This is a genomic window from Butyricimonas sp. Marseille-P2440 (assembly GCF_900091675.1).
GTDB lineage: Bacteria > Bacteroidota > Bacteroidia > Bacteroidales > Marinifilaceae > Butyricimonas > Butyricimonas synergistica.
The window spans coordinates 51,146-64,669 of record NZ_LT594606.1 but is presented as its reverse complement, the minus strand read 5'-3'; the positions used below and the strand labels follow the sequence as shown (position 1 = coordinate 64,669).

Here is a 13,524-nt window from a genome sequence, read left to right as displayed (position 1 = left end):
TCATAGCTTCCCCAACCCCAACAACTATCTTGCGGAAAAACCGCCCGAAAAAAAGAAAAACGAGCCGTACGGAAATAATATAGTTTGGCTATATTTGTAGTCGAAAACAAAAATATAAAAATATGACAGAAGAACAACTAGGTCCAATGAAACTCATTTTCAATTACAACGATGTATTTTACAGTTTCTTCTACGATGACCTCAGTGGTTGCATACATCGTTCCCGCGAATATGCCATCAATTATGTCTATTCGGGCGAGATGCTTCTCGACAATGGAAAAGAACAAATCCATGTAGGGAAAGGCGAATGCGTCTTCATCCCGCGCGACCATCACATCACGATGTATAAGAAAACAAAGGACGGGGAACGCTACTGTGGCATCTTTCTGATGTTCACACGCCGCTTCTTACGGGAAATGTATGGCAAGTTGGAGCAAGGCAAGGTACCAGTTAACACCCCCAAACTCGATTCCGGCGTAATAAAACTACCGAAAACGGTAGAACTCGCCAGCCTGTTTGCTTCCATGACCCCTTACTTCGACCCGGAAGTAAAACCCAGAGACGATTTCATGAACCTGAAATTACAAGAGGGGCTGCTTGCGCTTCTGCATATCGACAAGCGGTTTGCCCCGACACTCTTCGACTTCAACGAACCGTGGAAAATAGACATCATGGAATTTATGAACGAGAATTATATGTACGAGTTCACGATGGAAGAAATGGCGCATTACACGGGACGCAGTCTTGCCACGTTCAAACGGGATTTCAAAAAAATCAGCGACCTGACACCCGAAAAATGGCTTATCCGAAAACGGCTCGAAGTGGCCTATTCCAAAATGAAGGAAGGCGGTAAAAAAGTCGTGGATGTTTACGCGGAGGTAGGATTCAAGAATCCGTCGCATTTCTCGACAGCTTTCAAAAAACAATACGGCATATCTCCGACTGCCGCATCCGTATAAATTAGAAGCACAACTTTTTGAGCTTTCCAATAAAGCTATTTGAGCCTCTCAGTAATTTTTCCGAGAGGCTTTCTCTTTAACTTTGCATTATAAAATAATGACCATTTAAGTAATAATAGATAGAATGAAAACGACGAATCTGAAAACCGCAGCCATTACAGCCTTATTCGGGATAGGACTGCTTACTAGCTGCACGAACAGTACAACAAATCAAAAAACAAGTGATATGAAAACATTGAATCTTACGCAAGCATGGGACAAGACGTTTCCCCAGAGCGACAAAGTGAACCACAGCAAAGTAACATTTACCAACCGTTATGGGATCACGCTTGCCGCCGACATGTATGTGCCGAAAGATGTTTCTGGCACACTCCCCGCCATTGCCGTCTGCGGGCCGTTCGGTGCTGTCAAGGAACAGGCTGCCGGACTTTATGCCCAGACAATGGCCGAGCGTGGTTTCCTAACCATCGCTTTCGACCCCTCCTACACCGGAGAGAGCGGCGGAGAACCTCGCTACGTGGTATCGCCCGACATCAATACAGAGGATTTTTCGGCAGCCGTCGATTTTCTTGCGACCAATGACAAGGTAGATCCCGAGCGAATCGGTATCATCGGCATTTGCGGCTGGGGCGGACTGGCCATCAATGCCGCAGCTGCCGACCCGCGCATCAAGGCGACCGTAGCTTCGACGATGTACGACATGAGCCGTGTCAGTGCCAACGGCTATTTCGATGCCAACGACAACGCCGAAACCCGCAATGCGCTCCGCAAGGTATTGGCGGCACAGCGTACCGAGGATTTCCGTAACGGTTTCCCGAAACCGGGCGGCGGTGTCCCTGATGAATTGCCAGCCGATGCCCCGCAGTTCTTCAAGGATTACCATGCCTATTACAAGACCCCGCGCGGTTATCACAAACGCTCGCTCAACTCCAATCAGGGACGGAATGCAACTGAAGCCATCCCGTTCATCAACTTCCCGCTTATGAGCCGTGCGGACGAAATCGAGAATGCCGTGCTTATCATTCACGGCGAAAAGGCGCACTCCCGCTACTTTGGTGAAGATGCGTTCAAGAAACTGAAAGGCGATAACAAGGAACTGATGATCATTCCCGGCGCCAGCCATACAGACCTTTACGACAATTTGACGGTCATCCCATTCGACAAGCTGGAAACATTTTTCAAATTAAACTTCAATAATTAGAAACAATGGATAAGAAAATATTAATAGCCTATTTCTCTTACGAAGGGCACACAAGAAGAATAACAGAAAAAAAAGATTCAAGAATGAATTGAAAGAATCATTTGATGATACGAAATCGGGAAACAGGCAGGTGAAATGCCCTGCCTGTTTTTCCAAATATCGACTAAAATATGAGTATATCGACTAAAAAAAATCACAACAGCTTGTTAATGTTTATCCTCACGCTCGGAGTGTTCGGAATTCTGAATACCGAAATGGGTGTGGTAGGCATTATTCCTATCATAGCGGACACTTTCGGTGTTACGGTTCCGGATGCAGGTTGGACGGTCAGTCTCTTCGCGCTGATCATCGCCTTCTCGGCTCCCGTCGTGCCATTGCTTTTTTCACGGGTAAACCGCAAAACGGTCATGATACTTGCCTTGTCCGTATTCGTGATATCCAACCTTGTTTCGGTCTTCACGACAAATTTTACCGTACTGCTGATAACCCGTGCCGTTCCGGCATTCTTTCATCCGCTGTACGTATCCATCGCTTTTTCAACTGCCGCCTCGTCCGTCAGTCGGGAGGATGCCCCGAAAGCCGTTTCCAAAATCTTCGCCGGAGTATCGGCGGGAATGGTGCTCGGAGTACCTGTAACAAGTTATATCGCCAGCGAATTTTCGTTTTCGGCGGCAATGGTATTTTTTACCGTTATCAATGCGGCGGTACTGCTTGCAACCCTTTTCCTGATACCGTCCATGCCCGTTAAGGAACGGTTATCGTATGGCACGCAACTCGGCGTATTGAAAAAGCCTGTATTATGGAATTCTTTCCTTGCGGCGTTGTTGATGAATGCGGCCATGTTCGGCTTTTACAGCTATTTGTCCGATTACCTGATAACGGTCACGAATGTCTCCTTCAAAGTGATAAGCATCCTGCTATTCGTTTACGGTATGGCAAATATCGTCGGCAATATCGCAGCCGGGAAATTGTTGGCACAACGTCCTTTCGCCACGTTGAAATACGCACCTATCATTATGACGATACTTTATCTCGCTCTTTACGGCCTTGGGGAATTTACCCTACCGACGACAATCGTCATTCTGGTATTGGGAATATTCGCAGGTATCGCCAACAATGGTAATCAATTCATGGTTTCCACTTCCGCGACCGAAGCCCCCGATTTTGCCAACGGTCTATTCCTGACCGCCGCGAATCTCGGCACGACGCTGGGAACGGCAATATGCGGCGTGTTCATAACCGCATGGGGTACACATTCATCCCCGTTAGGAGCCGTGATATTCCTTATTATCGGGATTATAAGCATTATCATCAGAAACAATCTGATGAATCGTGAAAAATACATCATATCGTCAATATGAAAACATCGGAACGACCGGCAACCGCTTTCCCGAATGGGCAGATTGTATGCCCGTTGGGACAAGGCACGTGGAAAATGGGACAATCCGCCGCACGGCGGCAGGAAGAAATACAGGCATTACGACATGGCATCGAGTTGGGCATGAACCTCGTCGATACGGCAGAAATGTACGACAATGAAGAACTGGTAGGCGAAGCTGTCCGTCCTTACAGAGAACGGGTATTTCTCGTGAGCAAAGTTTTACCGAATAACGCGAGCTATCGGGGCACGAAGCTCGCTTGTGAACGCAGTTTGCAGCGCCTCGGTACAGAGTATATCGACCTTTATCTGTTGCACTGGAAAGGACGCCATCCCTACGATGAAACCGTGCGGGCGATGACTGAATTGCAGCAGGAGGGAAAAATCCGCATGTGGGGCGTCAGTAATCTGGATACTGCCGACATGGAACGAATTGTTTCGCTGCCCGGTGGGAATGGCTGCGCTACCGATCAGGTACTCTATAATCTCGGCGACCGTGGCGTGGAGTTCGATCTCGTGCCGTGGTGTGCTACTCGCAGAATGCCGCTCATGGCCTATTCTCCAATTGGAGAAGGACGGCTTCTGCGCCACCATAAATTAGTGGAAATCGCCCAACGGCATAATGCCTCGCCCGCACAAATCGCATTGGCATGGACAATTCGCAAACCCGGAATCATCGCCATTCCCAAAGCCAGCAATATAGCCCACGTGGAAGATAATTTTCGAAGTCTTTCCATCGACTTGACAGAGGCAGATCTACATGATTTGGATATGGTATTCCCCGCTCCGACACGAAAAATCCCATTGGCAGGGTGGTAATAAAACGCTCTACAACATAAAATATTCAAACCTGCCCGGAAGACCGTCTCCCAGGACGGGTTATATATGTTTACTTGCTATTTTTCACAATTTTATATTTATAAAAGCCTTTCACCTTTCCTAAAAATTGGAAACGGGAATAAACGTTCTCCCTGTAAGCGGGATTCACCGGAAAATCCTGCTTGCCGATGTAGAGCGTGTTCCCAACCAAGCGGTCCACAAGATCCAGGCAGACAGCGTAGCTGCGGTGAACCCGGGCAAATTGATCGGGAGGAAGCGCTTGCAGCACCTCTTTCAACGTGTGGACCACGATCATTTTAGTACCATCTTTGAAATGAATAAAACAATAATCACGATCCGCCTGCAACCAAGCAATCCTCGAGCACAAGACCATCCGGTACGCGTCATTGTACCAGACGAAAAACCGATCGTGACGGTAACGATCATTTACCACTACGGCATTACCTGCCGGGAGGCTATTTTCCATTCCTTCATTATTTTGTTTCTGTTCCATAATATTATCATATTATGTCCCGAGAAACAGGCCTCCCGGCAGGTATTTATACTATTGAAAGTAAAATAACTTACAATTTTATTCTATCCCCAACACTTCCTTTACTTTGTCCCGCAAATCATCCCCTTTCAGATTCCGCGCCACGATTTTACCACTGGCGTCCACGACTAAAACGTACGGTATAGCCATTCCATTGAATTTTTCGTTGAAAACGGCTCTTGTATCCAACAAATTTATCCAAGGCATTTGCAATTTATCCAACGAATTTTTCCACATCGCTTCTTTCAAATCAATCGAGATACTTACTATTTCCAGACCTTTTGACGCGTATTCGGCATACAGGGATTTCAGGTGTGGAATAGCCTGAATGCACGGAGCACAGTGAGTTCCCCAAAAATCAATGATAATGCATTTTTTCCCTTTTCGAGCCTCCTCTATCGCGTACATTTCTCCCTCCCGATTCTTTGCCGAAAAATCTGGCAACATATCCCTGGAGGAAGAATCCGGATAAAAGCGCTCCCGCAAGAGCCTTCCGTAATAACTTGCTTTTGCTTCTTCCGAAAATTGATCGAATATCTCTAAACTTTCCTCCCATAAAAAGGCATCCCCGCAAATCGCCATAATAAGCGGTCCCCAAAATGTATCTTTATCTCGCAACACGACTTGCTTTGCCACACGATTTACATTCTCGCCACACTCCTTTTCCATTTGTCGCATTTCTTCTGCCACACGGACAAATTCCTGAGTTCTTGTTACAGAATCGATTTCATCTCTCGTCAACTGCCTATTATTCAATGATAACAAGATCTCGTTATACTTATTCCTCGCCTTTTTCAACTTCTCTTGATAATCTGTCCAAAAAGCCAATTTGGCTGGTAAAAGTTGATTCAATCGAGAATCCTCGATACAACATTCATCCCAAATAAAATTCGCGTTCTCATCTTTAGATACTTTACCTCGAATCGTGATCAGTTCGTTACCCAAAATCAAAGAACGAGAAAGTATTTTTCCCCCAACACGAATTTCCATATTACAATAACGGGGACTATCAATCGAATCCCGTAAAACAAACTTTCCGTCTTTTACCGGGGCAAAAGCGAAAGCTCGTTCCAGTCGCCCTCCTCCACCCGTGGCAAATAGGTACATCTCCCCCTCTCCTTTCAATCCCTCAATTTCTGCCGACAAAGTAAAAATTTTCGTGTCAACGTTGCCACAAGAAACGGAAACAACACAGACACAAGCCAATAACAAATTAAACAATCTTTTCATATAATACATATCTAATTAAATCTTATTTCACAATTACTTAAATTAGAATCGGGGGAAAGCACGCACCGATCTTCCCTCCCGATCCATTACAGAAAAGCCTAATTTTATATGAACTTGATGATCATTTCCAATTTCTCACGTCCGAACTGAATTGTTTCGCACTGGCTGTGCCCGGTTTCAATTGTTCTCCATATTCAGCCCAACGCATGATATTCGGTAATTGCTTTTTGTTTTTGCAAAGCGCCATGCACTGCCGGACAATAGTTTCCACGTAATTGAAATAAAGATCGCAATACATTTCCTCGAAACGCTCCTTCCACTCCTCTTTAATTCCCCATGCCGCCATCTGTCCCGTCTCCCGTTTCCCCAATTCTAACAAACTTTCCCGGGATACATTCTTCATCAAACGGTCGAGGAAACGAGTCGCTTGACTCACGTACTTTTTCGTATCATCTATCGCTAATAAAAACTCCAACTCGAATACCTCCCGTTCTCCTATCCGGTTTTTCTCCGGCAATTTATCCCATAAAGCAAGCGCATAATCCATCAATTCCCGATTTTTCGATAACAAAGCATGATTTTTTATCTGTATCACGTTTTGCCCTTGCATCAGGATTAATATTTTCTTCACGAGCGTATCCCCCAACGCCAGCATCGGGTAAGCTTTACTATTTACCGGATCAGAAGGCCCGAACAACCGTTGCATTTCAGAAAATTGGGGCAAATTTTCCGCCATGAAATCGTTCACGTTAAGCATCGAGGTTGAACACTCGTCCAGCCATTGCCCCGCCTTCCCGGGTGAAAGCAGAGCTTTTTGTCGGGCAACCCAATAACGTCCGAAAGCCTCAGCAAGACTTATCCCTCTTTTCATCATCGCACCCGAGAAATCGGACAAAAATAAAGCAGATCCCCCTTCAACGATATACTGTTTCAACCAATACGAGTATTCTTTCAACTCGCTATCAGCGGTAAAAGCTTTTTTCCCCTCGGCAATAAACGCTTCCGCAGACATACTTCCTTTCGATTGATACCTCAAATTTCCCTCGTAATCAAAAAAAAGATAGGTGGGCCACATACGCACCCGATAAGTCGCCACTAATTCCTTTTCTTCCGTTTGCCCGTTCACTTTCATGCACAAAAAATGGGAATTATAAAATTCACCTACCTCCGGAACGGGAAAAACCTCTTTCTCCATTTGCCGGCAAGGAGGACATATCGGTCCATACACATCAATAAATACCCACTTCTTTTGTTCCTTGGCTATTTTCATGATTTCCTCGAAACTCCCTGTCTGAAATTCTATTCCTTGAGCAAATCCCCCGAAACAAAATCCCAAACAACAAATCCACAATAATACAATTCTATTCATATTACCTCCATTTTAATATTACTCTATTAAAAGTTCATTCACTTTTCCCCGCAAATCCTTCATCAATTCACTACCTCCCCTAGCAATAATTTTCCCTTCCCTATCTACTAGTAAAATCAATGGGATTCCGTAGACTTTCAACTTATTATAAAAATCATACTCGCAATCGAACAAATTCGCCCAAGGCATTTGTTCCTCATCCAATGCCTTTTTCCAAGATTCTTCTTTTCGGTCCACTGAAACACCAATAATTTCCAATCCCTTGTCAGCATAATCGGCATACAATTTTTTCAACTCCGGAATATGCTTACGACAAGGAGCGCAAGAACTTGCCCAACAATCAATGACCACACATTTTTTCCCTTGCCACAATTCCCTGTCTGTACGAATATTCCCTTCACGATCCATTCCAGAGAAAGCGGGCAGCCTTTTCTCGAACTCTTTCGGGTATAATATTTGTTTCAATATATGACCGTAATAACTTTCTTGGGCTTCCACCGAGAATTGTTGGTACAATTCCAAATTCGTTTCACTTCTCAAATTAAAACTACCACGATTAATTGCAATCATCAACAAAGGTCCCCAGAAAGATTCCTTGTCTCGGCTTATTGCCTCTTTTGCCATCCGCACTCTATCAACTTCCCACTTTTCTTCCGCTTCGGGGATTTCTTTTTGCAATTTCGCCATTTTTAACGAATCGCTCTCGTCCAAAGTCTTATTCTTTTTCATTTTCCGGACAAGCGCAAAGTACTCTTTCTGCTTATTATCCAACGCTTTCCGGCACTCTTCCTGGAATACTATCTTTTCCCGCAAAAGTTTATCGGACGACGAACCTTTCACCTCGAACTCCTCCCACCACGCACTTCCCTCTCCCGCTTTCGCAGTTATGGCAATTTCACTATTTTCCACCATCAAATGCGTGATGTACTTCTTCCGCCCGTCTATAACCTGTAACCTGCAATAACGAGGACCTTCTAGCCCGCCTTGTAACACGAACCGTCCGTTTTCGACCCGAGTTTCCACGAAAGGACGAGTCGCCATAGCTGCTGAAAGTTCAAGCGCCAATTGCACAATGCTTCCCTCTTCCACACCTGCCACTTTTCCCTCAATAACAAAAGAATCCGCTTGCCGGCAATTTTCCAAAAAAGTAATTGACAAGAAACAACTTATCAATGAATATATGAATCTTTTCATACACGCCTCATTTTAGATTCATGTAAAATTTTATATCCGACTGTCCTTCCGAAGAGTAATCGCCTAATAAATATTTCCCGAAATGGAACCACATTTTCCGCTCGTAATACGTCCACTGATCCCCGAAATAGTTATGTTCTGCCCCAGGCAAAACGACTAACTCGAAATTTTTCCCCGCTTTAAGCAATGCCGCTGCCATCCGATAGGTATGAGCAGGATGCACGTTGTCGTCAGCACTACCGGTAACCAACATCAAATGCCCCTTCAGGTTTCCAGCCAAATCAGCATTCACGGGTACATTCAATTCAAACACGGTTTTGTTCTCCATCACGAGAGAATCTTTACCCGAGGCACTCTTCACCCGACGCCGAACTTCTTTGCGCACCTCGTTAATCCCGTGATGAGTTTCCACGAAACGCCGGTTATAAATGCGATTATCATGATTACCCGAAGAAGCAACTGCCGCTTTATAAAAATCGGGATAAGTGCAAATTGCCGCCGTGGACATGAATCCCCCTCCCGAATGACCGTATATGCCTACCCGGGAACCATCAATAAAAGGATAACGCTCGATCAACTGTTCCAACCCGCATTTATCATCTTCCAAAGCATAATCACGCAAATTACCATAACCGTACGTGTGATATTTCGCATCCCGCACCGGGCTGCCACCACGATGACCGAACCCGACCACGATGAAGCCTACTTGCGCTAATGCCGCATTTTTCATATTCACGTCCCCAAAAAATTCCAATGCCAATTCCTCCGTTTGGGGACCGGGATAGACATACGAGATAATCGGGTAACGCCGGGTAGAATCGAAATCATAAGGTTTCCACATCACGCCATACAAATCCGTCTTTCCATCGGCAGCTTTCACCGTGAATGGTTCCGGCATTTTCCAGCCGGTAGCATACAACGTGCTTAAATCCGCCCGAGCCAATTCCACGATCAAATTTCCCTCCAAATCACGCAACACGCTCCGCGGTTCCAAATCAGCACGAGAAAAACTATCCCATAGATACTCTTCCATCAATAAAACATCATGGGTTGCCATCTCCGGAGTCAATATTTTCACGTCCCCCCCGTCCAACGAAACTTTACTCAACCTTTTGTAATAAGGATTTTCCCCGGGAATTTGACCGTAACTTTCAAAATATAACACTCTTTTTTTCTCGTCAAGAGAAACATATTTACCTGCCGTCCAATCTCCCGAAGTCACGGCATGTTTTAAATTACCATCCCGATCATACAAATAATAATGCCCATGTCCCGTCCGTTCCGACCACCAAAGAATCTCATTCCCGTCATCCAAAAACCAATGCGGAGTAGCGTTAAGTTCCACGTTAAAATAAGGTTTACACACCTCGTTTATGACCACCGTCACCGCTCCTGTAGAATCTACCCGGCAAAGTTCCAACTCGTCATGAGTGCGACGTTCACGGGTAAAATAAAAGTATCGCCCATTCAATCGCATTCCGAGTGCTGCTATCGCTTGTCCCGACCATTTATCAACAGGAACTTCCACGCGTTGCCCCGTACGAGCGTTAAAAATAACCATTTCATATCGATCCACTTTATTCATTCCCGCCCTCTCGTAATTGTATTCCCGCGCTATCGGGCTATCATATAAATCTGTCACCAACGCATATTTTTGAATATCTCCCGCCTCCACTCTTCGAGTAACACAAAAACAATCACTTCCCTCAAACCACCGCGGGAAATACTCTTCCCGTCTTGTCGTGTCCACGACGAACGTTGACACGTAAGGATAATGGGCACTTCCGTCACTCGTTAATCGCCGTTCCGTGGAATCTCTCGTATCCAACACCCAAAGATTATATCCCCGGCTGTACACTTTATAAGGTGATTGGTATCCTTTCGCTTTTCGTTTCCCGATTTCCCGAGTTTTCGTCACGGGTATGTTACCGTATTCCGTCATAGGATCCCATTTTTCACCTGTCAGTTTTTTCGTTTTCAAATCATACTCCAAACGAAATGTATCGATCGTGAACCGCAAAGCTTTCCCTTTATTGAGAAAACGTATATTTATATCCAAGTTTTTCTCGTCTATCGGGCGAGAAATTACCCGTTCAATTTCTTGCGCCATATAGGATAAATCGAACAACTCTGTCTTTTTTCTCGCTTTGGGATCAACGAGATAATAACGAATTGCATCTCCAGTGAAATGACGAAACCAAAATCTGCCACTATTCTCTATCGGTTCCAAATGCACATTTTGCCATTTAAGAGCACGGGAGGCATCGCCTCCCCTGGCAAATCGCTCGGCTTCCCGATAATTTGCCTTTTGCCCCCATGCTTCCGAGAAAAAGAAGCAAAATAAAATGGAACCGATTACCAGTTTACTTTTTCCCATCTAAATTATTTATTATCATCTGTTAATAAACTTTTTATCAAAGGACGTAACTGTTTAGCATCCTGTACAAACGCCAAGACACGATTGTTTTCATCGAGCAATATCACGCACGGTAGCCCTTGCAGGTATAACACTTGCGCAAATACATTATTCTGCCAAGGCATAAATTCCGCTATTTGCGGCCACTCCATTTGATACTCCTTAATTGCCGAGGCTACCGCTTCCCGATCTGTGTCACAAGAAATACTCACGACATTCAATCCTTTAGCATGAAAATCCTTGTAAAGATTCCGTATCTCAGCCCGGTTCCCGAGATAATTTTTATTCGCAGCTCCCCACACGTCAAGTAATTTCAACTTTCCTCCCATTCCATACAAATTGAAAGGTTGAGCGTCCAACGTTTTTCCCCCGGAAAGATTCGGCATTTGATAACCGACAAACAACAACGTTTCTCCGTCATTGTCTATAGATGGAACTTTTTCCAATTTTACAGCTAATTCGGGATCGACAATCTCACACACTCGCACATTAGTTATAAATACCCCGGTTCTTCCCTCTCCTTCTGTTGAATAATTCTGGAACCCGATATGATATCCAGCACGTTTCGAAACCCTTGGTAAATCAATCTCATAGGTACGATATACCATATTCTTTAACGAATCAAGAGCAAATATCTCCCGTTGTGACTCTGCCGTGGGATGCTCCCCGAAAGTCACGTGTACCGAAGGTCTGCCCGCAAATATTTTCACATCAAATTTCAATCGGTAAAAGTGTCCTTCTTTCAAAAATAACGCGGGAGAAATCAACAAATCATCTTCATGGTTTCCTTTTCGCGGACTCTCGTAAGCCAAGCAAAAATTATCCACTTGATTCACCAAATACCAATTTTTTCCATTTCCCAACTTATCCAACACAGTCCACAAACATCCTTCCGATTCCGCAAAATTACAGGAATACGGTACCGGAAACGAGTTACCCGATACCAATTTATTTGAATATGCTATTTCGCCCATCCCGGCTTCTGTTTCCGGCTGAATCCCGTAATAATAACAATTCGGTTGATAAACATTATCTATAAATTGAGTCTGGCTGGTTACCAATATTTTCTCATTTCCGGGGAAACGGTAAACATGATAACGTAAAAAAGAAGCATCCAACATACCTCCATTTCTACCTTTGGTAACAGGTTCCCACGTTATTTTTCCTCTCGTGGCGCTATCCCGCACAAATTTCACGTTTGTCACCGCAGCAGGTACATCCGCCCCCACAAAAACCCGCACACACGTTGACTCTCCTTCTCCAAACTTATTCCAAGCGACAACCCGGTAAACATGTTCCCCGAAAGGAATTGAGACATCCTCGAAAGAACGCATGCTTCCCTTCAAGGTTTTCAAAAGTTTTCCATCACGGAATATTTCGATTTTAGTCACCTTAGATAAATCCGGATGATTCACGGTAAAACTTTCCCAACGCAAAATACCTTTAGCACATTCTTCTTGATCGGGAATAAATGTCAGATTCTCCATTTTACCCGGAGTCCCCTCCACACGTCGAGTGGGAATATAAAAACCATTCCACTCCGAACGATGTCCCATATCCGCCACTCGAACAGCTTTGCCTGTTTCCAAATCCACCACGCACAACGCCGGGACAACCTCGTCACTCCACATTGCCCAATACAATTTTCCATCTTCCGAATTGAAAGTCATTGATTGCATTCCCCACGTTTGAATTCCAGTAAAACCAATTATTCTCACGCCTCCCTGCCGATTGATCTGACATAAATTTCCATCCCGATCAATGCCATACATAACACCATCCTTCGAAATGGCAAAAGTCATAAACCCTCTATCCATTAACGCCAATTGTTTCATTTTTCCCGTTTCACGATCCACCGAATACATTTTCTGATCGTGCAAACCAATGATCTCCCGGGAAACAGGGTCGTAAGCCATAGCCCCCAACAAAGGAATATCACGCCGCCCCTCATAATTGGCAATCCGAGTTCTCCACCCCGTATGTAAATCGATAGAATAAAAACCTACCGGCTGGTTAGCACCACCGCCCATTGCCACATAAGCATAGTATTTATCTTCTGCAAAAGTTCCACCCCACACGCTGTAATAGTTAGGTTCTCCTATCAATTTATATTCTTGCGGGTTATCCAAATTAATAGCATACATTCCTCCCGGTTGCATTAACGAATCGAACATCAAATAGGCATACCCTACCCGAGTTTGCTCCAAATCAAAATTAACTTCCGGAAGTGTAATTCCCCTTTTCTCGCGTTCATCATCCAAAATACGTAACAAACGTTTCTCAAAGTCTTCCAATTGTGAAGAATCAGCTTCTATTCTAAGTTCTCCGGCATACCCCGTCAAACTCAACAACAATAATACACATACATACAAAGCATTCCTTTTTAACATCACTATTCATTTTTA

At 44.6% G+C, this 13,524-nt stretch carries 10 protein-coding genes; 4 read left to right on the top strand and 6 right to left on the bottom strand.

The window, feature by feature from the left end; genetic code table 11:
• Positions 1-122 precede the first annotated feature (122 nt).
• The 4 genes from BN8899_RS00325 to BN8899_RS00310 all read left to right on the top strand — a co-directional run bounded on the left by BN8899_RS00325 (position 123) and on the right by BN8899_RS00310 (position 4,357).
• On the top strand, positions 123-959 hold the full coding sequence (locus tag BN8899_RS00325) for a helix-turn-helix domain-containing protein (RefSeq protein ID WP_065217842.1): 837 nt from the start codon (positions 123-125) through the stop codon (positions 957-959).
• A 124-nt stretch (positions 960-1,083) separates the two neighbouring features.
• Positions 1,084-2,160: an alpha/beta hydrolase gene (locus BN8899_RS00320; protein WP_065217841.1), complete on the top strand. Its 1,077-nt coding sequence runs from the start codon at positions 1,084-1,086 to the stop codon at positions 2,158-2,160.
• A 170-nt stretch (positions 2,161-2,330) separates the two neighbouring features.
• Positions 2,331-3,521 carry an MFS transporter gene (locus BN8899_RS00315; protein WP_065217840.1) on the top strand — a complete coding sequence of 397 codons (1,191 nt, stop codon included), beginning with the start codon at positions 2,331-2,333 and terminating at the stop codon, positions 3,519-3,521.
• Entirely contained in the window at positions 3,518-4,357 is an 840-nt protein-coding gene (locus tag BN8899_RS00310) for an aldo/keto reductase (RefSeq protein WP_065217839.1), read from the top strand. Before BN8899_RS00315 ends, BN8899_RS00310 begins: the two co-directional genes overlap by 4 nt.
• Positions 4,358-4,427: 70 nt before the next feature.
• Here BN8899_RS00310 and BN8899_RS00305 read toward each other — a convergent pair whose 3' ends face one another.
• The 6 genes from BN8899_RS00305 to BN8899_RS00280 all read right to left on the bottom strand — a co-directional run bounded on the left by BN8899_RS00305 (position 4,428) and on the right by BN8899_RS00280 (position 13,509).
• On the bottom strand, positions 4,428-4,871 hold the full coding sequence (locus tag BN8899_RS00305) for a LytR/AlgR family response regulator transcription factor (protein ID WP_065217838.1): 444 nt from the start codon (positions 4,869-4,871) through the stop codon (positions 4,428-4,430).
• Positions 4,872-4,949: 78 nt separating this feature from the next.
• Complete coding sequence (locus BN8899_RS00300; RefSeq protein ID WP_187376696.1) at positions 4,950-6,140, bottom strand: TlpA disulfide reductase family protein; 1,191 nt, start codon at positions 6,138-6,140, stop codon at positions 4,950-4,952.
• A 121-nt stretch (positions 6,141-6,261) separates the two neighbouring features.
• Positions 6,262-7,509, bottom strand: coding sequence for a thioredoxin family protein (locus tag BN8899_RS00295; protein WP_065217836.1), 1,248 nt, complete (start codon positions 7,507-7,509; stop codon positions 6,262-6,264).
• Positions 7,510-7,527: 18 nt separating this feature from the next.
• The gene (locus BN8899_RS00290; RefSeq protein WP_065217835.1) at positions 7,528-8,703 is read right to left on the bottom strand and encodes a TlpA disulfide reductase family protein; all 1,176 of its coding nucleotides are present in this window, start codon (positions 8,701-8,703) and stop codon (positions 7,528-7,530) included.
• A 7-nt stretch (positions 8,704-8,710) separates the two neighbouring features.
• Complete coding sequence (locus BN8899_RS00285; RefSeq protein WP_065217834.1) at positions 8,711-11,080, bottom strand: S9 family peptidase; 2,370 nt, start codon at positions 11,078-11,080, stop codon at positions 8,711-8,713.
• 5 nt (positions 11,081-11,085) lie between these two features.
• Positions 11,086-13,509, bottom strand: coding sequence for a thioredoxin family protein (locus BN8899_RS00280; RefSeq protein WP_065217833.1), 2,424 nt, complete (start codon positions 13,507-13,509; stop codon positions 11,086-11,088).
• Between the last annotated feature and the right edge of the window lie 15 nt (positions 13,510-13,524).